This window comes from Paeniglutamicibacter sp. GQ140 (assembly GCF_059759235.1).
This window is the reverse complement of the sequence record NZ_JCAXDW010000006.1, coordinates 20,373-45,142: the sequence shown is the minus strand read 5'-3', so window position 1 is coordinate 45,142 and position 24,770 is coordinate 20,373. Positions and strand designations below refer to the sequence as shown.

Below are 24,770 nucleotides of genomic sequence, written 5' to 3'. Positions count from 1 at the left end.
TCCCCCGCGCCGGCCGGTCAGCCGGCCTCGACCATCTCCCGGACCAGGTGCGCGGCATCGGCGCCGACCCCGGGGATCACCGACGACGGCTCGGCATGCAGCCACGGCAGCCCGATCACGTAGAGCCCCGGCTGGACGGTGACGCCGCGCCGGTGGAGCGGGTAGCCCCAGTCATCGAGGATCGGCAGCCCCAGCCAGGAGAAGTCCAGCCGGTAGCCGGTGGCCCACACCACCGCGGAAATCCCTTCCGCGTCCAGATCCACGCTGGCCTCCCCCTCCGGAACCGGCCCGCGTCCGGTGTCCGGCGGTTCCTGCGGCAGGTCAAGCCCGACGGCAGCTGCATAGGCGTCGAACATCGGCCGGAAGCGGACGTCGAAGTCTGCCTCGGCGAAGGCCACCTGCCCGGCCACGTCCTGGGCGAACCGCACCGTGGAACCCTCAACCCCCCGGACCTTCCCGTGCAGCACCGCACCGCGTTCGGCCAGGCGGCGCGGGGAATCCTCGACCAGGTGCGGATGGCATCCGAAGCGGGCGGCGGGGGTGGGCAGGTCATCCACCGTGGGCACCTGCATGCCGAGCTTCGGGCCCTGGATCAGTATCTGCATGAGCCACCAGTACAGGTTCCGGCCACGATAGCTGCGCGGGGCGGCGGCGCAGGAGGACACCGCCACGTGCACGCGGCGGCCGGCTGCCAGCAGTTCGGCGGCGATCTGCGTTCCGGACTGCCCGCTCCCGACCACCAGCACCGCGCCGGCGGGCAATTGGCCGGGTTCCCGATAGCCGTTGCTGTGCAGCTGCAGGACGGTGCCGGGGAACGCCGCCGCGACCTCCGGCAGGCGCGGCACCTGGTAGGGGCCGGTGGCCAGCACCACCCGGCGCGCCGCAAACGCGGTTTCAGTGCTTTCGACGCGGAAGCCGCCATTGGCCACCGCCAGCCCCGTCACCTCGGTGCCCAGCCGCACCGGTGCCTGAATCCGCCCGGCATAGCCGCGGAACAGCTCGATGACGGCATCACGGCCCAGGTAGGCGTCCGGGTCCGGCCCCTCGTACGGCATGCCGGGCAGTTGGAGGGCGAAGTTCGGCGTGACCAGCCGGAAGCTGTCCCAGCGGTCCTGCCACGCGCCGCCGAGGGTTTGGCGGCGGTCAACCAGCACGTGCCCGATGCCTGCCTGGTTGAGCCAATAGCTGGTGGCGAGCCCGGCCTGGCCTGCCCCGATCACCAGCGTGTCAACTGTTTCGGTACCCATGACGTCCTCCTGGGTTTGTTCCCGAGTGGTCTTGGTACCGAGGCTAGGCGCGCGAGGGGGTGGACGGCTTCGGCCGAATCACCCATCCCGGCCAAATGGGTCGTTCTGTGTAGTGCCCAGGCGCAGGTAGCGCGGTGTGCGGGCCGCATAGTCCGCGTACAGGCTCCCGAATTCTTCGATAAGCCGGCGTTCCTCGCCAAGGATCTCCCGGTGCACCAACAGCGCGGCGGCCGGGAGGGTCAGCGCTGTCCAGCCGCTGCCCGCCGCGGTGCCGATGCCGGCGTGGAGCAGCATCCACGCGAGGTACATCGGGTTGCGGCTGTGGCGGTAGGGCCCGGAGACCACCAGCGCCTGCGGGTGTGCCAACTGAACCGGGCGTGCCGCCCGCCAGGCGGTCACGGCAAGCAGCACGCCCGTACCTGCCAGCACCACCCCCGCGGCCCTTGCCCGGAGAGGTGCGGGATGCCGCCCTGCTGCCGCACCTCTCCGGCCCAGCAACAGGGCGGCACCCAGACCCGCCACATGCTGCGGGGGCACCGGGACGTTGGACAGGCCGCGGTGCCCCCGGGTCGCACAACGGCCCGCCGCGCTAGGGGTTTCCATGCCTTCCGCCGTCCGTGGCCCGTTTCCTCCCGGCGCCTGCGGCGATGCCGCGGTCATAGGCGTACGCGGTGGCGGCTGCCCGGTTCGCCACCCCGATCTTCGTGTAGATGTTGCTCAGGTGCCGGGCGACCGTCTTCTCGCTGAGAAACAGCGTCTCGGCCACCTTGCGGTTGGTCATCCCGGTGGCAACCAGGCGGAGCACCTGGGTTTCACGAGCGGAAATCCGCCCGCCGTTCCCCCGCGCCGATGCCTCCGACACCCCGGGCCCGGCTGCAGGATCGACCTTCATCGCCTTGTCGAACCGGACTGTCGCGGCGACGGCACCCAGCTCGCGCATGGCCGCACCTGCGGCACCCAGCTCCATCCGGGCACCCTCGGCGTCCCCCAGCAACCGGCAGGCCTCGGCCATCGGCAGCCGCGTGAATGCCACCTCCAGGGGCATGTCCAGTGCCGACCACTGCTCCCGCGCGCGGCTGAGCAGCGCCAGTGCCTCCTCGGGACGCTTTCGTGCCAGCAGGATTCTTCCCTGCAGGCACAGCGCCTCGGCCTGCAACTGGACCGAGCCGAAGGAGTGCGAGATTCCGGCCAGTTCCCGGGCCACCTCGGTGGCACGGTCGAGCCGGCCGACCGCCAGCAGCGCTTCCCCGGCCGCGGGAAGCAGCCGCGCCCGGTCGGTGGCGGCCGAGGACTCGGCCAGGGCGCGTTCCAGTGCCGCAGCGGCTTCCCGACCCCGGTCCTGGGCCAGGCGCAGCAGTCCCAACCCGGGTTGCGGCGAGACGCCGAAGCCGTGCGCCAACTCGTAGTGCTGTTCTGCCTCCGCAGCCGCGCCGCGAATCCGTTCGAGTTCGCCCAGCTCGTAGTGGGCAGTGCCCAATGCCGGGTGCCGGGGCCGGGCCAGCCGGTCCGCGGCCCGGGCTGCCTCCGCCGCTGCACTCTCCAGCTCCCCGCGATGGCGCAACAGCTGGGCACGGTGCACCATGCACTGCCCGCGGTACGGGACCAAGTCGGGCTGGCGGTCGCACCAGGCGCCCAGGGCATCGGTCCACTCCCGGGCCCGCGGCACATCGAAGATCCTCCGGCACTCGGAGATCACGGCGCAATAGACGATGCCCACGGCGATCGGGCACACCGCATCGCGGGTGACCACCAGCATGGCTTCGTCGATCAGCGGCAGGGCCTCGGCAATCCGTCCCAGCCGGATCAGGGCCTGGCTTCGCGCGAGGGTGCCGAATGCCAGCAGGTCCGCGTCGCCCAGCCGTTCCCCGGCCTCGAGCACCGTGGTCGCCCCGGCGAGCGCGGACCCGGGATCGGATTCCAGCCGGAAAAGGGTCTCCGGGACCAGCATCAGCACCTGTGCGGCGCAGTCGGGCGGGCAGCGCGGCAACAGCCGCCTGGCGCTGGCGATCCACCCGTGTGCCTGGGCTGCGCCGCCGCCGAGGACCAATTGCAGCACCAGCCAGAATGCGGCCTGGACCGCGTCGGAAAACCGTCCGGCGGCCACGTGGGAATGGTATGCGCGTTCGAGGCTTTCGCGGCTTTCCGCATCGCGGCCCAGCAGATAGGCGACGATGGCCAGCTTCAACAGGTCTGATCCGTCCGGCTGCGCCTCGTCCAGCGCCGCCGCAAGGTACCCGTGCGCGGCCTTCCATTCCCGCCGCGTAAAACTCTCACGGCCCTTCTCCAAGGCCCCGTTTTCCCTCACGCTGAACACCTCTGCGGCCAGAATACCGCAGTTCAGCGGCGCGGCGTCCGCGGCTTCGGTGCCGGTTTGCGCCGCCCGATCCGACGCAGCTAGCGCGAAATCTCCACGTAGGCCATGGACCCGCGCCGGGACAGCGTGACCGGTCCAAGCCCGCTGGCGCGCACCTGGTCAAAGAGCTCGTTGGCGGTCCGGATGCACGCGATGTCGCCGTGGGCCTTCAGCAGCGCAAGGTAGGCGTTGGACCGGGCCGACCCCTTGACCAACGAGGCCAGGAACAATTTCCCGTGTTCCTCGAGTTGCCGCCCCAGCGCACCGACGGTGGCGGCGACGTCCGGGACAAGGTGCAGCAGCCCCAGCCCCAGAATGGTTTCGTAACGGTGGTCCGCGCCGGGCGCGAGCATGTCCCGGCATTCCAGGGTGATCCGCTCGGGCAGCGTGCCGCCGGCGGCACGGGCGATTGACTCGCCCGCCAGCTCCAGCATCGGGGCGCTCATGTCCACCAACGTCGTCTCCCGTGCGCTGGCCACGTGAAGCGTCGCGGTGGCCTGTGCGGTGCCGGCCGCCACCTCCAGCAGCGGGCCTTGCCCGGAGCCGATCGCCTGTGCGGCGAAGATTGAATACTGCCGGGGGTCGGTGCCCCAGAAAACCTTGTTGTAGAGCCTTGAGCCGATCATGGCGTCGTAGGTCTTCGCGCATCGGGCGTAATTCCCGGGGTTCCCAAAAAACGATTCGCTCATGCACACATGGTGCGCCTCGGCGGGCAGGGGTTTCTAGGCCTAGTCCGCATGGATTTTCAGGCGGTCTCCACCAGAAGGACTTGCCCCGTCGGCAGCGGCGTCCGGCAGCTCACCGGCGGCACGGCGTCGGGGGTCGCGTGGTCCTAGACTTCGTCCTCCAGCCGTTCGGTGAGGATTCGCTTTGCCCGCCGCTGCAGGATACCGAGGGATTCCTTGATCAGCGGCGAGGAGATGCTGCCCTTGCGCACGGCGGCGACGATTCTGCGCGAGGGCTGTCCCTGGCCGGAGATGCGCAGTCGCGTCACATTTTCCGCGCTTCCCAGGGGCGCCAATCGCGGCAGCAGCCCCACCCCCATCCCGGCGCCGACGAAGGCGATCTGGGTTTCCCACTCGACGGCCTCGTGGGCAATCCGGGGAGTCACCCCGACTGCCGTGAAGGCCGCGGTGAACAGGGAGTGATAGGTCGACCCGGGGGCTTCGGTGATCCACGGTTCAGTCGCCAGCTCTTCGAGCGTCACCGTTGCCCGCGATGCAAGCCGATGGTCGGAGGGGAGGACCACGTCCAGGGGATCGTTCAGCAACGTGGTCTGCTCGAAGCGCGGGTCTTCTTCGACATAGGTCTGGGACTGCATGGCAACGATGACCGCCAGGTCGATGCGCTCGGCGACCAGCAGGTCGAAGCACCGGTCCGGGTTCGCCTCCAACACCTGCACCACCACCTGCGGGCGCGAGGTGCGCAGCGCCGCGGCCAGCGGCGCGAGCAGCTGGGCGGCCGCGGTGGAAAATCCGCCGAGCCCGAAGTGGGACTGCACCTGCTCCCCGGCCTGAAGCGCCGCGGCCCGCAGCCGCTCCCATTCCGTCATCAACGCGTCGGAGCCCGTCACGAGGAACCTGCCGGTGGCCGTCAGTCGCACCCCCCGCCCGTCCTTCGTCAGCAGCTGCATGCCCAGCACGCGCTGCAGCTCACGCAGCTGTGCCGACACCGCGGAGGGCGAGTATCCGGTGAGTTCCGCGGTTGCCCCGACGGTGCCGGTCCGGGCAAACACTCTGAGCGTGGTGAGTCGCGGGTCGATCATGCACCCATTCTGCATCATTATCCCCAAAATATTGCGCTTTTATTGCAGAGCGTCAATCCCTACCCTCGTGAGTAAGAAGATTTCAGCATTTCGGTGACATGGATCACCATCCGGATCCACGACCCCGCCTGCCACCCCATTCCTCCGAGGAGTAAACACATGTCTGCTTCAGTGAACGTGCCCCTGTCTTCACGCGGCAAGCTCGCTTCGTCATTGCCTGCAGAGCAGCTGGCCGAGATCGCCGAGTTGTTCGACTTCCGGCGCGAAGGGTATTCCCTTGACGCGCCGTTTTATACCGATCCGGCGATCTTCAAGATCGACATGCAGGCCATCTTCGGCGAACACTGGCTCTTTGCCGCAAGCGTCGCGGAGCTCCCGGAACCGGGCGACTACGTGACGGTCGACTACGGACCCTACTCACTGATTGTGCTGCGCAACGACGAGGGCGGCGTGAATGTCCTGCACAACGTGTGCCGCCACCGCGGCGCGCGGGTCCTGACCGAGTCGGCCGGGACCACGGGGAACCTCGTGTGCGGCTACCACTCCTGGACCTATGCCCCCAGCGGCGACTTGATCCACGCCTCCGCGCCCGGGGAAACGAAGTTCGACAAGGGATGCTTTGGCCTCAAGCGCGCCCACAGCCGCGTCAACGCCGGCCTCATCTTCGTCTGCATTGCCGAGGAAGCACCGGCCGACTTCGACGAAACCGCGAAGATCTTCGAGCCCTATCTGGCCCCCCACGACCTCTCGAAGGCGAAGGTCGCCTACCAGCAGAACATCATCGAGGAGGGCAACTGGAAGCTCGTCATGGAGAACAACCGGGAGTGCTACCACTGTGACGGGCACCCGGAACTCGCCTGCTCCCTCTTCCCCACCTGGGGCCTGACCGAGGGCCTGATCCCCCCGCACCTCGAGGAGGTCTGGGACCGCAATACCGAGGCCCAGGCCGCGCTCGAAAAGCGCTGCCAGCGCTATGGCATTCCCTACGAGGTCGTCGAGGAGCTCGACACCCGCGTCGCGGGCATCCGCATCTCGCGCGAGTCCCTCGACGGCGACGGCGAATCATTCTCGCCCGATGGGCACCGGCTCTCCAAGAAGCTGCTCGGGGACCTGCGCGACTTCCGCCTCGGCCGCTGCTCGATGCACCTGCAACCCAACAGCTGGTTCCATTTCCTCGGCGACCACGTCGTCACGTTCGCCGTGTTCCCGGTGAACGAGCACCAGACCCTGGTGCGCACCACCTGGCTGGTCGCCGATGACGCCGTGGAGGGCGACGACTACGACCTGGAGAAACTCACGCACACCTGGAAGCAGACCAACCTGCAGGACAAGGCGTTCGTCGAGCTGTGCCAGAAGGGCGCAAACAGCCCCGCCTACGAGCCCGGCCCGTACATGAAGAGCGAATACCAGGTCGAGGCATTCATCAACTGGTACGTCCAGCGCGTGCAGGAGCACCTGTCGTGACCATGACCACGACCGAGCCCACCACCTCAACCATGACCGAGCCTACGACCGTGAGCGAGCCCACCACCACGACCATTACCGCGCCCCATCAGGAGCCACAGCGCATTCGCGGCCTGGAAATGCCGTGGAACCGGGTGCTGGGCAGCACCGAGGGACCTGCCAGTGCCGCCCGCGCACTGGGCCCCTGGCATCCGCAGGAGTTCCTGGCCGAATGCGTCGAGATTGTTCCCGAGGTCGGGGGCATGCTGACCTTCGTGTTCCGCCGCGCCGACGGCGCGCCCCTGGCGTTCCGTCCGGGCCAATACGTGAACATCGCCTTCCCCGTGAACGGCGAGGGCGGGGACCCGATGGACCGCAGCTACTCCTTGTCCAGTTCGCCCACGAAACCGTGGACCTTCGACATCACGGTGAAGCGCGATCCCAAGGGCCGGGTCTCGCCCTGGGTGCACGAAAACATCGGACCCGGCACGGTGCTCGAGATGCTCGGGCCCGTCGGCGCCTTTCACCTGCCCGACGCCGACCGGCGGGCACGCTACCTCCTGCTGGCCGCGGGAGCCGGAATCACCCCCATCATGTCCATGCTGCGGACCATCCACTCACTGCCCGGACAGGCCGACGTGGTGGTGCTGTACCACGGGGCCGAACCCGGGGGCTTCGCCTTCCACCAGGAATTGGGCTACATCGCCACCGTGGACTCCCGCGTCGCCGTCCACTTCTCCCTGGGCGACCGCCAGGTACCCGAGGACTGGGAAGGCCTCACCGGACGGCTGTCCACCGCGATGCTCGACGAGGTGGCGCCCGACGCCAACGGACGCCAGGTCTACGCCTGCGGCCCCGAGGGCTACCTGAACAACGTGTCCGAACTGCTCGCCGCGGTCGGCGTCGACGACACCTCCATCCACATGGAATTCTTCTCCGGAGACCGCCAGACCATCCTGGAATACGAGGCCGAAGTCGCCCTGGCCGGAGAGATCGCCGAAGAAATCGCCGAGGAAATCGCCGATTCCGCGGAGGACTACTACGAAAGCCAGCCCAGCGCGCTCGGTCTCTACGAACCGGCCTACGACGACGAGGGAACCCTGGAGGCCACTGGAATGCCGCTCGAGGCGGCCAACCCCGACTTTGCCGCACCAGAACCCGTCGATTCCGAGGTTCCGGCCACCGAGGCAGAGCCCGAGGAAACAGCGGACCCCTCCGCCCCCGACGCCTCTTCGTTCGACACCGTCGGCACCGGAAGCCTCACCCTGTCCTTTGTTCGCACGGGCATCAATGTCCTGATCAATCCCGAGGAAAAGATCCTCGGCGCGGCCAAACGGGCGGGTGTCAGGATCGGCGCGAACTGCCAGGAAGGCATGTGCGGCTCCTGCAAGATCGTCAAGCTCTCCGGGGACGTCGAGATGAACCACCAGGGCGGGATCCGGGCACGGGAAATCGAGGCCGGAAAGTTCCTGCCGTGCTGCTCGACCGCGCGGACGGACCTGGTGATCGACGCCTAGCCGGGGGGCCGGGCAGGCTCAGCGCGCGATCGCCGGCGCCAGTTCCCGCACGAGTTCCGCCAGCCGCGTCGGATCGATGTGGACCACTTCCCCGTTTTCCACCTTGGTGCCCAACGGTTCGCCGGGGAGCGCGTCGCGCACGATCCGCATCGTGGCGCCGTGGCTGACAACCAGGATGCGGCGCCCGGGATTCGCCTCGAGAAGCCGCTGCAGGGCCGGCACCGCACGGTGCAGCACGTCCTGCCTGTCCTCGGTCCGCTCCGCCAGCAGCCTGGCCTCCGCGTCGGGAATCTCGGCCATGATCCGGCCCTCGAGCGGGCCAAAGCCGCGCTCGATCACCTCGGGCACCGGGTCGCCGGTTTCGGCCTGAAGCTCCTCGGCGATCAACTGCGCGGTCCGGGCGGCACGGGAAAGCGGCGAGCCGAGCACCAGGTCCCAGCCCTGGCCCCGAAGTTTCCGTCCAACCCCGCGCGCCTGTTCGCGGCCCGTCCCGTTGAGTTCGATGTCGGTGCGCCCCTGCAGGCGCCCGGCGAGGTTCCAGTCGGTTTGCCCGTGTCGTACCAGTGCCAGCGCGGTGTCCATGGCTCGAGCATAGGCGCTGCGCGGCGGCGGCCGGGAATCGCGCGGGCTGTGCCTCGCGCAACGTAAGGACTCAAACTTGGGTCACAATCGGACATATTGAGAGACTGTTACAACCATCCCGAGCGGCCGAGAGATCTGGTTTGATGACGCCGCAGCAACCTGCCACAGCCGGTGGTTACGGTGCTACCGCCAGAAACGATGGAGCTGCTTTCCGCCCGAACCCGGACGGGTAAGCGACATTGATCCCGGGATTCCTGCCGCGATGGCCCCACGCATGCGCGGGGCCGAAGAACCAGTCGACAAGGAGTCGCAAGCCACCATGGCCGAACACCAATTTGGATTCCGCACGCGTGCGCTGCACGCCGGCGGCACCCCCGACGCCGAGCACGGCTCGCGCGCCGTTCCGATCTACCAGACCACCTCGTTTGTCTTCAAAGATTCCGACGACGCAGCCAACCTCTTTGCGCTGCAGAAGTACGGCAACATCTACTCGCGCATCGGCAACCCCACGGTGGCCGCATTCGAGGAGCGCATTGCGTCCCTCGAGGGCGGCATCGGCGCGGTGGCCACCGGCTCGGGCATGGCCGCCGAGTTCATCACCTTCGCCGCGCTGGCCGGGGCCGGGGACCACATCGTGGCCTCCTCCAAGCTCTACGGCGGCACCATCACGCAGCTGGACGTGACCCTGCGCCGCTTCGGGGTCTCGACGACATTCATCGACTCCACGGATCCGGCCGAGTTCGCCGCCGCCATCCAGGAGAACACCAAGGCCGTGTACACCGAGGTCGTGGCCAACCCCTCGGGCGACATCGCCGACCTCAAGGGCCTGGCCGAGGTCGCCCACGCCGCGGGCCTCCCGCTGGTGGTCGACTCGACGCTGACTCCCCCGTACCTCCTGCGCCCCATCGAACACGGCGCCGACATCGTGATCCACTCCGCCACCAAGTTCCTCGGCGGACACGGCACCACCCTGGGCGGGGTCGTCGTGGAGGCCGGCACGTTCAACTGGGGCAACGGCAAGTTCCCCGCGATGACCGAGCCGGTGGCCTCCTACGGCAACGTCTCCTGGTGGGACAACTTCGGCGAGTACGGCTTCCTGACCAAGCTGCGTTCCGAGCAGCTGCGCGACATCGGCCCGGCGCTCCCGGCCCAGTCGGCCTTCCAGCTGCTGCAGGGAGTCGAGACCCTGCCCCAGCGCATGGACTCGCACCTTTCCAATGCCAAGGCCGTGGCCGAATGGCTCGAGGCCGATGAGCGCATCAGCTACGTGAACTATGCCGGGCTGCCCTCGCACCCGCACCATGAGCGCGCCAAGGAGCTGCTGCCCCTGGGCGTCGGCTCGGTGTTCAGCTTTGGCGTCAAGGGCGGCCGCGCCGCCGGCACCGCCTTCATCGAGGCGCTGCAGCTGGCCAGCCACCTGGCCAACATCGGCGACGTGCGCACCCTGGTGCTGCACCCCGCTTCCACCACCCACCAGCAGCTCTCCGCCGAGCAGCTGGTTGCCGCCGGCGTGCCGGAGGACCTGATCCGCTTCTCGGTGGGCCTGGAGGACCTCGAGGACATCCTCTGGGACCTGGACCAGGCGCTGACCGCCTCGCAGCAGGTGGCAGATGCCCCCGCCGGGGAAAGCTACGACGGGGCGGCCTGCTCCATCGACGCCGCCCGCGCGGCCGCCGTGACGGGAGCCAAGTAATGAGCAACGCAGTCCAGATCCGCACCTGGGAAGGCCCGAACGCGGCCGAACGCCTCGAGATCCTGCGCAACACCAAGTCGATCGCGATCGTGGGCGCCTCCAACAAGCCCTCGCGCGCCAGCTACTTCGTGGCGACCTACCTGCTGTCCTCCTCCAAGTACAAGGTCTACTTCGTGAACCCGGTGCTCGATGAGATCCTGGGCCAGCCGGTCTACAAGTCGCTGGCGGACCTGCCGGAGACCCCGGACCTGGTGGAGGTCTTCCGCAAGCACGACGACCTGCCCGGTGTCCTGGACGAGTCGATCGCCGTCGGCGCCAAGACCCTGTGGCTGCAGCTGGGTTCCTGGCACGAGGAGGTCGCGGCCAAGGCCGAGGCCAACGGCCTGAACGTGGTGATGGACCGCTGCGTGAAGATCGAGCACGCCCGCTTCCACGGCGGGCTGCGCCTGGCCGGCTTCAACACCGGCGTCATTTCCTCCAAGCGCCAGCTGCTCGCCTAGCAGGACCGGCGGCGCAAGAACAAGGGTCCGTTCCCGAAACCAAGTGGTTTCGGGAACGGACCCTTCGTCGTCGGCGGGAACCCGCGGGATCTCCCGCCCGGTCTCCGGTGCCGGCCCGACGCTCAGCGGCGGGCCATGGCTGTCTTTACCACTCGGTGTCGTCGTCGTCGGCCTCGGAGATCCCAAGGTCCGGCTGCTGGTTCGAATCGAACTCGGCCCAGGCCTCGGCAAACCCGAGGATGTCCTCGAGCGCCTCCTCCTCGTCGTCGTCCAGCAACTCCAGGGCCTCGGGGGTGTCGAGGATGATTCCGATCGCCGAGGCAGGGTGTTCCTCGAAGTAGTCGATCGGCGAGTAGTCGGAGTTGAAGGTCATGTCCTTGCTCTGCCCATACAGTTCAATGAAGGCCCGCACCGCCTTCGGCACACGGGCCAGGTCCAGGCCGGACAATGAGTCGTTGTAGGCCTGCGCCGTTGCCTCGGCCCATTCCTCGATGATGGCTTCATTCATTTGTGTATCGGTATTGCCCACTGCCCTGTCCTGCCTAATTGGAGTTACATCGAGCACCAATAGTAGTGGGCGGAGCCCGAAGCGTACATGCCGGAAAATGTGAAATTCGTTGGTCTAATACAGGCGCCTCGCTTGCGCCGATCCGCCGGCCCCGGGGGAAGGCAAAAGGGAACCCGTGCGGGCACCTGGACGGCGGCGGCACGGGTTCCCCGGGCAGTGCCTTGTTACAGCCGGCGGTTGGCCAGCACGGGCAGGAACTCGCGCACCTCGTCGATGCGCCGGCGGGTGACGTCGGTCGTCACCAGGCCCTCGGCGTCGTCGCCCAGGTACTCGATGGGCACGCCCATGGGGTCCAGGATCGCTGAGTGCCCGATGGTGTGGCTCGAGCTGGTTCCGGCGGCCGCGACCCAGACCGTGTTCTCGATCGCGCGGGCTCGCAGCAGCGTTTCCCAGTGCTCGATCTTGTGCTCGCCCTTGAACCAGGCGGCGGCCACCAGCAACAGCTCGGCACCCTCGTTGACCAGCCTCCGGGCAATTTCCGGGAAGCGCAGGTCGTAGCAGGTGAACACCCCGACCTTCATGCCGGCGATCTCGAACACGGGGACCTCGGCGACGTCCCCGGCCTTGATCGACTTGGATTCCTGGTAGGAGAAGGCGTCGTAGAGGTGGATCTTGCGGTAGGTGCCCAGGATCTTCCCGTCGTCCCCCAGCACCGCCAGCGTGTTGTAGGGCCGTTCGTCGCCGCTCTGCTCATAGCCGCCGGCCACGATGGCAACCTTGTGCTCCGCTGCCATGAAGGAGAGCTGCTGGACGAACTTCGTCCAGTTCCCTTCGATGGCGGCGTTCAGCGGACCAGTCACCTGGGAAACGGCGAGCATGGCCTCTTCGGGAAACAGCACCAGGTCGGCGTCTTCGGCCTTCGCCTTGGCAACCAGTCGTTCCATGGTTTCCAAGTTGTCGGCGACCGACCCGGTGGGGGCAAATTGACCAACGCTGACCTTCATGGCGATTCCCTTCGTCGCGGAGTGCTTTCACCCAGCCTAGCGACAATCACCCATCCGGTGGATCGGCTGCACCTATTTTGGCCCCGGCCCGAACAATGTGACGGGAAGGCACACGCAAGGGAGGCTGCGCGTCCTTCCGCCGCGGGTACGGCAGGATGCCGGGGATACGGCGAGGGCGCGGCACCGGCCGGTTCAAATGAACCCGGCCCGCACCGCGCCCTCGCGCGTGCCCGGACTTAGTCGTTGATCAAGTCGTGGCGGACGATCGTCTGCTCGCGGTCCGGTCCCACGCCGATGGCGGAGAAGCGGGTGCCGCTCATGGCCTCAAGCGCCAACACGTAGTCGCGGGCGTTCTTCGGCAGGTCATCGAGCGTGCGGGCTCCGGTGATGTCCTCAGTCCAGCCCTCGAAATACTCGAAGATCGGCTTGGCGTGGTGGAAATCGGTCTGCGTCATCGGCATTTCGTCGTGGCGCACCCCGTCCACGTCGTAGGCCACGCACACCGGGATCTTCTCGATGTTCGTCAGCACGTCGAGCTTGGTGACGAAGTAGTCGGTGAAGCCGTTCACGCGCGAGGCGTGGCGGGCCAGGACCGCGTCGTACCAGCCGCAGCGACGCGGGCGGCCGGTGTTCACGCCGAACTCGCCGCCGGTCTTCTGCAGGTATTCACCCATCTCATCGAACAGTTCGGTGGGGAACGGACCTGCGCCCACGCGGGTGGTGTAGGCCTTGATGATGCCGATCGAGCGGCTGATGCGGGTCGGGCCAATGCCCGAGCCGACCGACGCACCGCCGGCGGTCGGGTTAGAGGACGTCACGAACGGGTAGGTGCCGTGGTCCACGTCCAGGAACGTGGCCTGGCCGCCCTCCATGAGCACGACCTTCCCGGCGTCCAGCGCGTTGTTCAGCTCGAGGGTCGCATCGATCACCAGCGGACGCAGGCGCTCGGCGTAGGAGAGGAAATACTCGACGATTTCCTCGATCTCGACGCTGCGGCGGTTGTAGACCTTGACCAGCAGCTCGTTCTTCTGGCGCAGGGCGCCCTCGACCTTTTGGCGCAGGATGGATTCGTCGAAGACGTCCTGCACGCGAATGCCCAGGCGACCGATCTTGTCCATGTAGGCAGGGCCAATGCCGCGCCCGGTGGTGCCGATGGCACGCTTGCCCAGGAAGCGTTCGGTGACCTTGTCCATGGTCTGGTGGTACGGGGCCACCAGGTGCGCGTTGGCCGACACGCGCAGTTTGGAGGTGTCGGCACCTCGTGCCTGCAGGCCCTCGATTTCTTCGAAGAGCGCCTCGAGGTTGACCACGCAGCCGTTGCCGATGATCGGGATGGCATTTGGCGAAAGAATGCCGGCGGGAAGGAGCTTGAGCTCATACTTTTCACCGCCAACGACGACTGTATGACCTGCGTTGTTGCCGCCGTTTGGCTTTACAACGTAGTCAACCTGGCCACCCAATAGGTCAGTGGCCTTGCCTTTGCCTTCGTCGCCCCACTGGGCGCCGACGATCACGATTGCTGGCATGGGATCCTCCCCCTTGCTCGATTCAGCGCGGCCGGCAAAAATGCCGGGTCCCGGCGGTGCCGGGCGCAGAAATGCCCCTCGCTCTTCGAATGGCCCAAGCAGGATCAGGAAGAACAGTAAGGGGCTCTTACGTCACGAGTTTACCCGATGCAGCATCAATGGGTTGATTTATGCTTCCCGCGGCTGGTCTTCTGCGTCGATCGCGGCCGACAAGGCGGCCCGGGCCAGCGTTTCCCAATGCTCGATAGAGCTTTCCGGAACCGACACCCAATCGCGGAAGGGCCGCCCCTGGCCCGAGGGGTCGAAAAGTTTGGCCCCGGGATGCTTCAGGGCCTCGAGCATGACCTCGCTCTCGCGGCCCACCTTGAATGCCATGGTGTCCTCGAGCAGGCAGGCGATGGCCTTGGCCTCGTACTTCAAGGCATCCTTGCCAAACATCTTTCCGGCAGCAACTCCCTCGCCAAGCAGGGCACGGGTGAGCCGCTGAAACTCTTTCATGGCCTCGGGTGTAGGAAATTGCATACTCATGTCCCCATCAAACCCCGCCACTGCCCCTTGCGTCGAGTGATCGGCGAAAAGACTTTTCGCGGGAACCTGTCGCAGCATCCGGCGCAGAATTGATGACGCGGAGTATTTGCGCATATTCATACTTGCGAGAAGCGCCGCCTAGACTGGGATCCATGGCCCTGACGCGTGAACAACTCATTGATGCCGCCGTGGGCGTGCTCTCGGAGTTTGGCCTGGCCGACCTCTCCATGCGCCGCCTGGCCCGGGAACTCGACGTGCAGGTCGGGGCGTTGTACTGGCACGTGAAGTCCAAGCAGGAACTCCTCGTGGATGTTGCCGCCCGGCTCCTCGACGCCGTGCCCCGGCCCGATTCCCCCACCCCGGCGTTGGCGCCCATGGCCATTGCCGCGCTGCTGCGCCAGCTGCGCACCGCCTTGATCGCGGTTCCGGACTCGGCCGAGGTCATGCAGCTCGCCCAGTCCATGCGCCCAGAGTCCCTGGACCCGCTGGGCTGGCTTTTGGAATTCCTGCGGATCGCGGGCGTCCCCGAGAGCGACGCGGCCTATGCCCGGCACGTTCTGGTCAACCACCTGCTCGGGTCGATCGGCGCCCATCAGGAGGCGCAGGCACTGGCCGCCGGCGCCGAACCCACCGAGGCGTCAACGGCCTGGGGTGACGAGGCCTTCGACTACGGCGTGCGGGTGATCCTGCAAGGGATGGCCCTGGAGCACAGTAGCGCCTAGTTGCCCAGGCGACCGTTGGAGGCGTCCAGATAGCAGGCGCCACAGAGGGATTCGTACCAGACCTCGTCACCGTCGATGGCCACCTGGTCTCCGTCGAAGATGATCTCGTTTCCGATGCGACGGGTGTTGAACACCGCTTTCTTGCCGCAGCGGCAAATCGTCTTGAGTTCCTCAAGGCTGTGCGCGATCTCCAGCAGGCGCCGCGACCCGGGAAAAGCATGGGTGCGGAAGTCAGAGCGGATCCCGTAGGCCAGCACGGGGACGTTGTCCAGGATGGCGATGCGGAACAGGTCATCGACCTGTTCCGGCGTCAGGAACTGGGCCTCGTCGACCAGCAGGCACGCCACCGGCGGCGCATCCACGTGCTGCAACAGGGCATCCGGGTCGTCCCCGGCGACTTTAGTGGCAAAAAGCTCCCGGGCATTCGCTGACGGCGGGATGAGGAAATCCACGTCGCGGCTCATTCCCAGCCGGGAAACTATTGCCGCGTCGCCCTTGGTGTCGATCCCCGGCTTCGCCAAAAGGACCCGCTGCCCGCGCTCTTCATAGTTGAATGCGGTCTGGAGAAGACCCGTGGACTTGCCGGAATTCATTGCCCCATAACGGAAGTACAGCTTCGCCACATCGTTCCTTTCGAGTTGGACGCCGTGGACGATTCTATGCGCAACCGAACCCCTGCCCCTTCCGGCGCCTGCCCTTTCGACGAAGGCGCCCGGCCTCGCCGAACGGTCCTTTGGACGAACCGTCCGGCGCTGCCGGGCATTTTCAACGTGCACGCAAATCTACTTGTGAGTTATGCCAAGTCCTCCACGAGAGCCATGTCCTGACGCTCCTCCCCGACAGGGACCATGCGTTTGCGCAGCAGAAAATAGAGCGCCCCGACGACAAGGGCGAAAGGGACGCCAAAAACAAGCGTCATCGTAAATTCGTCGGTAAACAGCGTGGTGACCAGCAGGGCCGCCATGAGCAACGCCCCCAATAGCGAGCCCAGGGGATAGAAGGGAAGCCTGTAGGCAAGCTTTTGGCCGCTGCGCTTATGGTGGCGACGGAAATACAGATGGGTGACAAAGATCAGCATCCAGGTGGCCATGGCGCCAAACATTGACAAGGCCATCATCACGGTGAATCCGGTTTCCGGATTGGCCGCATAGATCAACGTCGCCACGGCGATGCCTCCTGCCGAAAGCAGAAGTGCGTTCACCGGGGCGCCGTTCTTGCGCACCTTTCCAAAAACCCGCGGGGCTTGGCCACCGCGCGAGAGCGAAAACATCATGCGCGTGGAAATGTAGAGCTGCGAATTCATGGCCGACAACGCCGCAACAATAACCACGAAATTCAGGATGGAATCGGCATATGGGATGCCGATGACCTGCATGACAGTGACAAAGGGGCTCCCGCCCTCCAATATCTTGCTTACCGGCGCGATGGCGAGAATCAGAGACAGGGTCAGGATGTAAAAAAGGAAGAGGCGCAGCAAGGTGACCTTGAAGGCCTTCTTGACCGCCGTTTCCGGTTCCTTGGCTTCACCGGCCGCGATGGCAATCATTTCGATGCTCAGGTACGAGAAGATCGCGACAATCACGGCGAACCACACTCCCTTGAAACCGCCAAGGAAGAAGCCGCCGTCGGCGTGGTAGTTTTGCATCCCGAAGTCCGGATTTGTGCCGCCGAACACCAGTGCGGCGGCAACAACGATGAACCCGACAATGGCGAAGACCTTGGTTGCGGAGAACCAGTATTCGAGGGTGCCGAATGCCTTGACGTTGAACATGTTGACAGCGATGAGCAACGTAGAGAATCCGAGGACCCAAACGATCGGCGGGACGGCCGGGAACCACATCTGCATGTAATCCCCCACCGCGGTGACTTCCGTTCCCACCGCCAGCACGATGCACGACCAATACAGGTATTTGATCATGAACCCCGCCAGGGGGCTGATGTAGTGCTCTGCAAAAGCACCAAAGGATCCGGTGGTTGCGTGTGCAACCGTCATCTCCGACAGTGCGCCCATCAAAAGCAGGGCGATAAGGCCCCCGATGACGTAGCTGATGATGACGCTTGGGCCGGCAAAGGAGATGGCAAATTTGCTGCCCAGAAAGAGGCCTGTCCCGATGGCCCCGCCCAAGGCAATCATGCCCAGTTGGCGGGAGGTCAGCTGCCGGGACAGCCCGGCTTCCCGTTTCTTGATGCTATCCAACGACGAACTCATGAATTACCTCGAATCATTGTGTACGAGTGAAGCGGAGCAGTAGTTTTTGGGTACGACAAACCTGTGGGCGGTCCGAGTGCCTGTGGGCCGCCCACCATGAAGACTTGTAAAGGAGTTGTCCCTTTAGGTGACAGCCTGACGCGTGCGGTAGGCCGGGACGTCCCAGGCGCGGGTTTCCAGGATGTCGCGCAGGATTTCCACTGCGTCCCAGATATCGGTGAAGGAAAGGTAGAGCGGCGTGAGTCCGAAGCGCAGCACCTCTGGCTCGCGGTAGTCGCCAATGACGCCCCGGTCAATCAATGCCTGGATGATGGCATAGCCCTCGGGGTGGCGGAAGCTGACATGGCTCCCGCGTTCGGCATGGTTTTCCGGCGTCACGAGCTCCAGCCCGAATTCCCCGCAGCGCTCGCGCACCAGGGCGATGAACACGTCGGACAGTGCGAGTGACTTGGCCCGAACCAGGCCCATGTCGGCCTCCAGCGACACGTCCAGGCCGCATTCGATCATGGCCATGGATGTGATGGGCTGGGTGCCGCACAGGAAACGGCGAACATCGTTGGCGGCCGTGTAGCTGTCGGCCATGGCGAATGGCGCGGCATGCGACCACCACCCGGTGAGGGGCTGCCAGAAACGGCCCTGATGGCGGGCATTGACCCAAATGAAGGCCGGAGAACCAGGTCCACCGTTGAGGTACTTGTAGGTGCAGCCAACTGCATAGTCGGCGTTCGCACCGTTGAGGTCCACCGGGACGGCGCCGGCGGCGTGGGCGAGGTCCCAGATGACCAGGGCACCGGATTGATGCGCGGCAGCGGTGACCGCACCCATGTCCCACATGGCGCCGGTTCGGTAGTTGACGTGTGACAAGGCTAGTACGGCGACGGAGTCATCCAGCGCCTGCTCCAGGGATAGGTTCTCGTCGATGAGGCGCACTTCGTAGTGATCGTTGGCTGTGGCGTTGACCGAGTTCAGGAAGTCACTGATGCCCTCGGCAATGTAGATGTCGGTGGGGAAGTTGTCGCGCTCGGTCAAGATGACGCGGCGGGACGGAGCATCCTGCTGCTGGATGCGCACGGCCGAGGCGAGCGCTTTGAACAGGTTCAGGCTGGTCGTGTCGGTGACGACGGTCTCGCCGTCGTTTCCGCCGATGAGCTTGGAAAGCTTGTCGCCCAATCGGCTGGGGAGCTCAAACCAACCGGAGGTGTTCCACGAGCGGATCAGGCCCTGGCCCCATTCGTTGTTGATGACTTCGGCAGCCCGTTCGGCGGCACCGCGCGGCAGCGGGCCAAGCGAGTTTCCGTCAAGGTAGATCAAGCCCTCCGGGATGGAAAAACGTCCACGGAAAGACGCCAGTGCATCCACCGCATCCTCCGCTTGGAGACTTGCGCGATCCGTGTGGGTGGGTGTTCTCATGATCGGATTTATGGCCTTTCGGGAATCAATGGCGTTCCCCTGCCGCGGAATTCGTGCCACGGCGAGGAAAACCCATCATAGAATTATTCACGATGCACTGGATAGGACCTTGAACAAGTGCTCAAAATAATGGGAGTTTTTCGTGCTTAATTCTGAATCCATCAGGAATCATGACAGCCAGCGAAATGCTGTTCGGCTCGATGAAGTGGATCTGCGGATACTTCGCGAACTCAGCACCGACGCGCGCATCCCCAATAACCTTCTGGCCTCACGTGCGGGGGTCGCCCCGTCCACCTGCCTGAGTCGCGTCCGCGCACTCCAGGAGTCCGGGGTGATTCGCGGGTTCCATGCGGACCTGGACCCGGCAAAACTGGGCTTGCGCATCGCCGCCATGGTGTCCGTGGTGGTCCGCTCCGACTCCCGCGATTCCATGCTGGAATCCGCACGCACCCTGCGCGGGCTTCCGGAGGTCCAGGACGTGTTTGTACTTGGAGGAACCCCGGACATCTTGGTTCACGTCGTCACCGATTCCATCGAGTCACTGAGGGATTTCGTGGCCAAGAATCTCGGAGCGAATGCCGCCTTTTCGTCCACGCAAACCAATATCGTCTTTGAGCACCTGTCCCCCGCCAAAAAAGCCTGACGAACACAGGGAAAGCCTTTGGGCACCTACGGGGCTGCTTCCGCATAGGCGCGCAACGATTTCAAGGTATCGGCCTCGGAGCCGGCAATAGCGGCCAGAAGGTCCCCGACCTCTTTTCGAAGTTTCTTGGCCGCTTCGACGTTGATCGTCAGCCGGACCCGAGTCTGTGCTGATTCTCCGGCGAGCGCATACCGGTAGTGCACGCTGATGTCTCCCCCGCCGGAAGTCAGGGTAATGGCCTTCTGCTCGACCAATTCCGAAATCACCAATTGACGTTCATGGAATCCGGAACGGTAGTCCAGGACTGTCCCGAGGCTCGTGAGTTGCTCGGCCTCCATCGAATCAACGCCGGGCATCCATTTGGGCGCGGCCACCCAATCGGTAAGCAGTTCCCACACTCGCGGCACCGAGAGGTGAATCAGCTCCTGGGAATCCAAAGCCTGAAACTGTGTCATAGCCGAATCGTGTCACGCCGCAGCCCAAAATGAAACGCCTACAGACCCTTTTGCCTCTTGCGCATCACGAGGGTCAAGGTACCGCCCAGCAGTAGTACCAACCCGAGACCACCCATGACTACGGTGCCGTTGCTGCCGGTATTTGCCAGTTCATGCCGTTGGGATTCGACAAGGGGTTTGACGACTGCCTGGGCAACTTGCTTATTCTGGACCACGGGCTTGGTGACGGTCGCAGCGGGCTTGATTTCAATATCTCGCTCTTCTGGCTGTTGCGTCGGCGTGGTCGGCTCCGGCGACTCCGATTCGGGGAAATCCCATTCGCCGAAGCCCGCCAGAATCCCGTCAAAGGCTTCCTGTGCCCACTCGGGGTTGTCGGGGAAGAGCTCATTGAGGTACTCCCACAAATCGTCCAGGTATGCTTCGTCACCAGTGGCCATAAAGCCCGTCAGGATATCAACGATTTCAAGGAATGGGGGCCACACCATCAACGCCTCGACGTACTCTTCGATGAAAACCGCGCCCTCGTCGGAATCCAGGAAGTCGTTCCACTGGTTTTCGTCCCAGGTCTCGGAGCCTTCCGGCATCGTAATGTTCGGCAGGTCTGGCTCCTCGGGAAGTTCTTCGTCCATCAGTGGCGGGGCTGTCTTACCAACGGCTTCGCTTGCACTTGTTTCCTCCGCGGCCCGTTGGTCCGTGGTTTCCTCTGGAGTGGTTCCCGGGTCAACGACTCGGATGTCCGTGTCGACCGTTGCGTCGGAGTCGGATGGCGCGGCATCTGCCTGCCCTGGATCGTCCGCCGCGACGGAGCCATCCTTCACAGGCAGCTCCATGCTCTCCACAAGCGACGAGTCGTTTGGCTCGGTTCCCCCGATCGGGTCAGGGCCCTGCGTTTCGGTGGTGGATGAATCATTTCCCGCCGATTCTTCCGGCACAGGCTGCCCATCGACCGGCGCTTGTCCCGCCTCCGTGCTGCCGGCGTCGGCATCACCAACCGTGGGCTCGGCCATGGGAGCACCGGCCGGCTCCTGGCTGCTAACCTGCACTCCCCCTGCGTTTGCGGCTGCCTCTGAACCGGCATCAGGGGCCGATTCGGCCGTCGATACGAGCTGCGCGGGTGCGATCGAGGTGTTGGCGCCTTCTTCAGGAGGCAGCGCTTGAGCCACCAGGGGGCTAAGCATCAGGCCCGAGGCCATCACCGTTCCGAGCAACGCAGTACGAATTCGAGGTGCCATGTCAGTCCTGTCCCAGAGATTGGTGCGGTGGAAACAGGATCCGGTGCCACGTGACGTCCCCTTGACCCGTGCCCTGCAGTCAACGTGGAAGGTGCGCCACGTGTCAGATCAATCTATGGCAATGACAGGGTTTCGCCTAGTCACGATTTGGAATCGGATTCCCCGCTACCCGGCCCCTAACCCACCCACGCGGCTGAAACCCCTCAGATTCGAGTCGGCTCCAACGGTCGCATCAAAATGCCGCGCGGCTGCCTCTGTTTCCTCCAGGTTCGTGGTTTCCTTCTATGCGAATGAAGCCTTCGACCTGCGGGCCAGAGCGTCGGGCGGACAGCTTGCGCACCGAATGTCCTGAGGAAACGTCTCAGGTCTTTGTGATGGGCATTCGGAGAGAATCAAACCACCATTCACGAATCCTCATCTAGAGAGCCGTCCCTGCTTTCCGCAGCGTCCTGCGACAGCTTGCTGCCGGTCGACTCTTGAACGCGAAGGCCTATGAGCCGCCTGGCACCGTGCCACCGGTATTTTTGCGGTCCGCGAGATACCGGACATGGGCGCCAATGATGGAACCGGCGATTCCGCTGAGCAACCATGTCGGAAGCCCAAGGACCAGTGGGCTTTGCGCTGAAATGAGAACTGCCCCAATCACAAGGAAGCCAAGGACCAAGACAGCGCGGGCGGCATTCGGAGGCAACACAAAGAAGGCGGTAGCACCGTACAAAATCCCTAACGTCACTGCGAGCAAAACGATGGATAGGGCCGGCAGGCCAGTCGTTCCCAACGTCAATATGGCAGCCGCTACCGGGCCAATGACGGCTACACCCCATTGAATCGCGTCAGCGCCCTTTGGGTACCGGCGATTGTTCGATTCACGTTTCATCGTCCACGGGCACCATTCCGTTTGCCGATTTCACGAGCGGCAGTCCATTGATCACTGGATTCGTTTCCCGCCATGGATCAGGACGGCCGGGAGCCATGCGACCAGGCAACATCGAGCGAGCGAGATCCCGTTACCGCGAAATATCGTGCTGCCAATTGGGCGCGGCGCAACGACTCACCCTCCGCCTGACCTGGCGATTGGGGCGTGATTTTGTGGTTTACCTGCGTCGTTGGTTGCGAAGCAATGAGGGTATGCCACGCGGCGGAGTCGACGTCATCGGTCTCATATACTTCAACGGCGTCCGCTGTGAAACCAACCGCGTCCAGTCGGGCTGACCCTCGCCGCAGGGTGAGTATCGAAAAGTTCTCTCCCAGCTGCGACAACAATGCATCGATCTTTTCCCCCGTCGGATCGAGCTCCTCGAAGCGGTCCGTGCCGATTGCCCAACTCGCCACCGTTGTCCCAGGAACGTCCATGGGTTCCGTCGCCGGATCGGGAATAACCTCTGGGCCTTGCTTGGCCGCCCGACGGGTGCGCCCAAGAGTTGCTCCGAGGAAGGCGCAGCCGGCCAACGCGGCGATCACCCAGGTGACAGGCCCGAAATTAAGCAACAGCGGAACGGAGAACGCGAAGACCAGCGGATAGACCATCACTCGCTTTCGGGGGTCCCGGTGCGCGCTGGCCATGAAAGACAGCACCAAGACCAATGTCGAGAAGGGCACGACGAGTACCGGCGGCGGACCAGCCATCAAGGGGATCGCCAGGCCCGCGACGGCCGAAACCACGGCAAGAAGGTATCTTTTCGGGCTGGGAGCCGTCACCGGGGCCACTCGCGTCAACCGGCGCTGACCGGTCATCACGAAGCCAATGGCCGTCGTTCGCACACGTCCTCTGAGGCATACCACGTCAGTGTCGGATCTGCTTGACCCGTGGAAGCAAAATGGCGCGCAGCGGCAATCGCACGCTCCACTGTTGTCGTTTCCCAGTTCTCGAACGAACCTTCCAAATCCCCGATCGCGACCTCGGTCTGGCCGTGCTCGGACCCTGGCGTTGTCATCATGTTCCACAGCCGGTCATCCGATGTGTCGGGAGAGAAATAGACAACCATCGCGCCTTCCGCACCCCCACAGAAGTCCATCCGCGCACCGCCACGCATCGCGCTGACAAGCGTCCGTTTCTTGCCATCCAAGGACCGCACGCTCCCGACGAGGGAAGTTGCGGACGGGGCGTCATCCTCGAACAACTTTCTCCCGTCGTTCCCGGTGAGCAGAAGTGCACCCGAGGCTAGTTTCTTCGCCTTCTTCTTTTTGTCAGGTCGAAAATTGGCGCCAATAATGGTTCCGGCAATTACGCATGTGAACCAGGTCAGGCCGAGGCCACCGGTTCCTCCCTGAATGCTTTGGATATTCCGGAACCACAGCAGAACCCCAAAAAAGACTACGAAAAAAAGCAGGATTGGCAACCTGCCTTTGGCGAACATGAACGTACCCGCGCCAGCGGCGAAGCCAACCAACAAAACCATGAGGACGATGGAAACATTGGCGTCCCACCAGATAACCGGGAGCAAGACACCACTCAGGACACCGATCCCCGCCATCGCCATTCCGACGAAATCAGCGTTCTTTGAGGAACTACGCGCCACGGTTGAATTCACCAACATGCCGTGCCGCCCACGGCCGCAGCGACCGCAAGGACACCTGTTCGCGGCGCTGGCACGGCCACCAGCGCAACGGTCGTCAGCCAGCGTTCCCCGGAAATCATGAGGCCAACGTCCTCCAGTCAGCAATCGTCGGCGAACTGAACCACTTCATTTGGGGATCAGCCCGGCCCGTTCGCTGGAAGTGTCGCGCCGCAACCAGCGCCTTCTCCAATGTCGTGATTTCCCAAGATTCATGCGCCAGCGACATGTGTCCAATCTTCACATCGACCTGTCCGGGATCGCTACCGGTCGATGTCAACACGCTCCACTTGTCCTCCTCCGAGGTGTCGGCAGAGTAGAACACCATCAGGGGGCCCTGCGCATTGCCTGCAACGGTGAGGCAGGCCTCGCCACGGACGGCACTCACCAGCGAGCGCCGGTCACCATCCAAAGACTGGATCTTGGCAACCAAGGCAGCCTCCGAGAACCCGGCCTCGCGGAAGGTCTTCCGGCCAACGCGCCACTCCAGGGATTTCCCCGTTCCCTGCCGGGAACGATCCTTTGCCGGCGTCCCGCGGCCCCGGCGCCGATCCCACTCGGAACGCAACATCGAGCCCAAGACCCAACCAACAAAGGTGCAAAGCAGCCACGACAGAAAGACCGGGGAGAAGTTGGGGACAAACCGAGAAACGATGTACGGCGCAAGGAAAAGCGCGGCCAACAACGTAAACGGTGCGCCAACGGCCACGAATGCCAACGTTGCGGCAAGGACCAACGAGCCACCAACGGTACCCAGCAAGAGGCCCATGTCCCGCTGCCCGCCGATGAGCGGTCCCACCACCGCCACCGCGAGCACAATCGGCACCACGATGCATCTCGCGATGACATCTGACCGGCTCAAGGGTGCATATTTTGCT

24 protein-coding genes and 1 riboswitch are annotated in these 24,770 nt (G+C 64.7%); of the genes, 6 read left to right on the top strand and 18 right to left on the bottom strand.

Annotated features, from left to right (window positions below; all coding sequences use genetic code 11):
* Window positions 1-17: 17 nt before the first annotated feature.
* The 5 genes from AC6CHY_RS10255 to AC6CHY_RS10235 all read right to left on the bottom strand — a co-directional run bounded on the left by AC6CHY_RS10255 (window position 18) and on the right by AC6CHY_RS10235 (window position 5,365).
* On the bottom strand, window positions 18-1,247 hold the full coding sequence (locus tag AC6CHY_RS10255; protein ID WP_498226641.1) for a flavin-containing monooxygenase: 1,230 nt from the start codon (window positions 1,245-1,247) through the stop codon (window positions 18-20).
* Between the two features lie 78 nt (window positions 1,248-1,325).
* A complete protein-coding gene (locus AC6CHY_RS10250; RefSeq protein WP_498226640.1) occupies window positions 1,326-1,850 on the bottom strand; it encodes a methyltransferase family protein in 525 nt (174 codons plus the stop codon).
* Window positions 1,837-3,552 carry a LuxR C-terminal-related transcriptional regulator gene (locus tag AC6CHY_RS10245; RefSeq protein ID WP_498226639.1) on the bottom strand — a complete coding sequence of 572 codons (1,716 nt, stop codon included), beginning with the start codon at window positions 3,550-3,552 and terminating at the stop codon, window positions 1,837-1,839. Before AC6CHY_RS10245 ends, AC6CHY_RS10250 begins: the two co-directional genes overlap by 14 nt.
* Window positions 3,553-3,641: 89 nt before the next feature.
* On the bottom strand, window positions 3,642-4,289 hold the full coding sequence (locus tag AC6CHY_RS10240; protein WP_498226638.1) for a methyltransferase domain-containing protein: 648 nt from the start codon (window positions 4,287-4,289) through the stop codon (window positions 3,642-3,644).
* A 143-nt stretch (window positions 4,290-4,432) separates the two neighbouring features.
* Window positions 4,433-5,365 (bottom strand): LysR family transcriptional regulator, encoded by a 933-nt coding sequence (locus AC6CHY_RS10235; RefSeq protein WP_498226637.1) that lies wholly within the window; start codon window positions 5,363-5,365, stop codon window positions 4,433-4,435.
* A 159-nt stretch (window positions 5,366-5,524) separates the two neighbouring features.
* On the opposite strand from AC6CHY_RS10235, the gene AC6CHY_RS10230 reads away from it, so the two are divergent.
* Both AC6CHY_RS10230 and AC6CHY_RS10225 read left to right on the top strand, forming a co-directional pair.
* Entirely contained in the window at window positions 5,525-6,829 is a 1,305-nt protein-coding gene (locus AC6CHY_RS10230) for an aromatic ring-hydroxylating oxygenase subunit alpha (RefSeq protein WP_217388863.1), read from the top strand.
* A 32-nt stretch (window positions 6,830-6,861) separates the two neighbouring features.
* Complete coding sequence (locus tag AC6CHY_RS10225) at window positions 6,862-8,325, top strand: ferredoxin reductase (protein ID WP_498226750.1); 1,464 nt, start codon at window positions 6,862-6,864, stop codon at window positions 8,323-8,325.
* An 18-nt stretch (window positions 8,326-8,343) separates the two neighbouring features.
* Here AC6CHY_RS10225 and AC6CHY_RS10220 read toward each other — a convergent pair whose 3' ends face one another.
* Entirely contained in the window at window positions 8,344-8,907 is a 564-nt protein-coding gene (locus AC6CHY_RS10220) for a histidine phosphatase family protein (protein WP_498226636.1), read from the bottom strand.
* Between the two features lie 110 nt (window positions 8,908-9,017).
* Window positions 9,018-9,112, top strand: a riboswitch (SAM riboswitch).
* Between the two features lie 114 nt (window positions 9,113-9,226).
* On the opposite strand from AC6CHY_RS10220, the gene AC6CHY_RS10215 reads away from it, so the two are divergent.
* Window positions 9,227-10,600 (top strand): O-acetylhomoserine aminocarboxypropyltransferase/cysteine synthase family protein, encoded by a 1,374-nt coding sequence (locus AC6CHY_RS10215; RefSeq protein ID WP_498226635.1) that lies wholly within the window; start codon window positions 9,227-9,229, stop codon window positions 10,598-10,600.
* On the top strand, window positions 10,600-11,100 hold the full coding sequence (locus tag AC6CHY_RS10210) for a CoA-binding protein (protein WP_217388866.1): 501 nt from the start codon (window positions 10,600-10,602) through the stop codon (window positions 11,098-11,100). The genes AC6CHY_RS10215 and AC6CHY_RS10210 overlap by 1 nt, the downstream gene beginning before the upstream one ends.
* 145 nt (window positions 11,101-11,245) lie before the next feature.
* On the opposite strand, the gene AC6CHY_RS10205 is transcribed toward AC6CHY_RS10210, so the two are convergent.
* The 4 genes from AC6CHY_RS10205 to AC6CHY_RS10190 all read right to left on the bottom strand — a co-directional run bounded on the left by AC6CHY_RS10205 (window position 11,246) and on the right by AC6CHY_RS10190 (window position 14,636).
* Complete coding sequence (locus AC6CHY_RS10205) at window positions 11,246-11,608, bottom strand: hypothetical protein (protein WP_498226634.1); 363 nt, start codon at window positions 11,606-11,608, stop codon at window positions 11,246-11,248.
* A gap of 224 nt (window positions 11,609-11,832) precedes the next feature.
* Window positions 11,833-12,612: a carbon-nitrogen hydrolase family protein gene (locus AC6CHY_RS10200; RefSeq protein WP_217388868.1), complete on the bottom strand. Its 780-nt coding sequence runs from the start codon at window positions 12,610-12,612 to the stop codon at window positions 11,833-11,835.
* 236 nt (window positions 12,613-12,848) lie between these two features.
* Window positions 12,849-14,138, bottom strand: coding sequence for an adenylosuccinate synthase (locus tag AC6CHY_RS10195; protein WP_217388869.1), 1,290 nt, complete (start codon window positions 14,136-14,138; stop codon window positions 12,849-12,851).
* Between the two features lie 168 nt (window positions 14,139-14,306).
* Window positions 14,307-14,636, bottom strand: a complete 330-nt coding sequence (locus AC6CHY_RS10190) for a hypothetical protein (protein WP_217388870.1) — start codon at window positions 14,634-14,636, stop codon at window positions 14,307-14,309.
* A gap of 182 nt (window positions 14,637-14,818) precedes the next feature.
* On the opposite strand from AC6CHY_RS10190, the gene AC6CHY_RS10185 reads away from it, so the two are divergent.
* A complete protein-coding gene (locus AC6CHY_RS10185) occupies window positions 14,819-15,388 on the top strand; it encodes a TetR family transcriptional regulator (RefSeq protein WP_498226633.1) in 570 nt (189 codons plus the stop codon).
* On the opposite strand, the gene AC6CHY_RS10180 is transcribed toward AC6CHY_RS10185, so the two are convergent.
* The 3 genes from AC6CHY_RS10180 to kynU form a co-directional block, all read right to left on the bottom strand.
* Window positions 15,385-16,011 (bottom strand): thymidine kinase, encoded by a 627-nt coding sequence (locus tag AC6CHY_RS10180; protein ID WP_217388872.1) that lies wholly within the window; start codon window positions 16,009-16,011, stop codon window positions 15,385-15,387. The two genes, AC6CHY_RS10185 and AC6CHY_RS10180, sit on opposite strands and share 4 nt — an antisense overlap.
* A gap of 170 nt (window positions 16,012-16,181) precedes the next feature.
* Complete coding sequence (locus AC6CHY_RS10175; protein ID WP_498226632.1) at window positions 16,182-17,522, bottom strand: amino acid permease; 1,341 nt, start codon at window positions 17,520-17,522, stop codon at window positions 16,182-16,184.
* A 198-nt stretch (window positions 17,523-17,720) separates the two neighbouring features.
* Window positions 17,721-19,007, bottom strand: coding sequence for a kynureninase (gene kynU, locus AC6CHY_RS10170; protein ID WP_498226631.1), 1,287 nt, complete (start codon window positions 19,005-19,007; stop codon window positions 17,721-17,723).
* Window positions 19,008-19,212: 205 nt separating this feature from the next.
* Here kynU and AC6CHY_RS10165 point away from each other — a divergent pair, with 205 nt between their 5' ends.
* The gene (locus AC6CHY_RS10165; RefSeq protein WP_336245083.1) at window positions 19,213-19,650 is read left to right on the top strand and encodes an Lrp/AsnC family transcriptional regulator; all 438 of its coding nucleotides are present in this window, start codon (window positions 19,213-19,215) and stop codon (window positions 19,648-19,650) included.
* 26 nt (window positions 19,651-19,676) lie between these two features.
* On the opposite strand, the gene AC6CHY_RS10160 is transcribed toward AC6CHY_RS10165, so the two are convergent.
* The 5 genes from AC6CHY_RS10160 to AC6CHY_RS10140 form a co-directional block, all read right to left on the bottom strand.
* Window positions 19,677-20,105, bottom strand: a complete 429-nt coding sequence (locus AC6CHY_RS10160; protein WP_217388876.1) for an SRPBCC family protein — start codon at window positions 20,103-20,105, stop codon at window positions 19,677-19,679.
* 38 nt (window positions 20,106-20,143) lie between these two features.
* Window positions 20,144-21,337: an LPXTG cell wall anchor domain-containing protein gene (locus tag AC6CHY_RS10155; RefSeq protein WP_498226630.1), complete on the bottom strand. Its 1,194-nt coding sequence runs from the start codon at window positions 21,335-21,337 to the stop codon at window positions 20,144-20,146.
* Window positions 21,338-22,291: 954 nt separating this feature from the next.
* Window positions 22,292-23,098 (bottom strand): hypothetical protein, encoded by an 807-nt coding sequence (locus AC6CHY_RS10150; RefSeq protein ID WP_498226629.1) that lies wholly within the window; start codon window positions 23,096-23,098, stop codon window positions 22,292-22,294.
* Window positions 23,071-23,874, bottom strand: coding sequence for a hypothetical protein (locus tag AC6CHY_RS10145; RefSeq protein WP_498226628.1), 804 nt, complete (start codon window positions 23,872-23,874; stop codon window positions 23,071-23,073). The genes AC6CHY_RS10150 and AC6CHY_RS10145 overlap by 28 nt, the downstream gene beginning before the upstream one ends.
* A 97-nt stretch (window positions 23,875-23,971) precedes the next feature.
* A complete protein-coding gene (locus AC6CHY_RS10140) occupies window positions 23,972-24,754 on the bottom strand; it encodes a hypothetical protein (protein ID WP_498226627.1) in 783 nt (260 codons plus the stop codon).
* Between the last annotated feature and the right edge of the window lie 16 nt (window positions 24,755-24,770).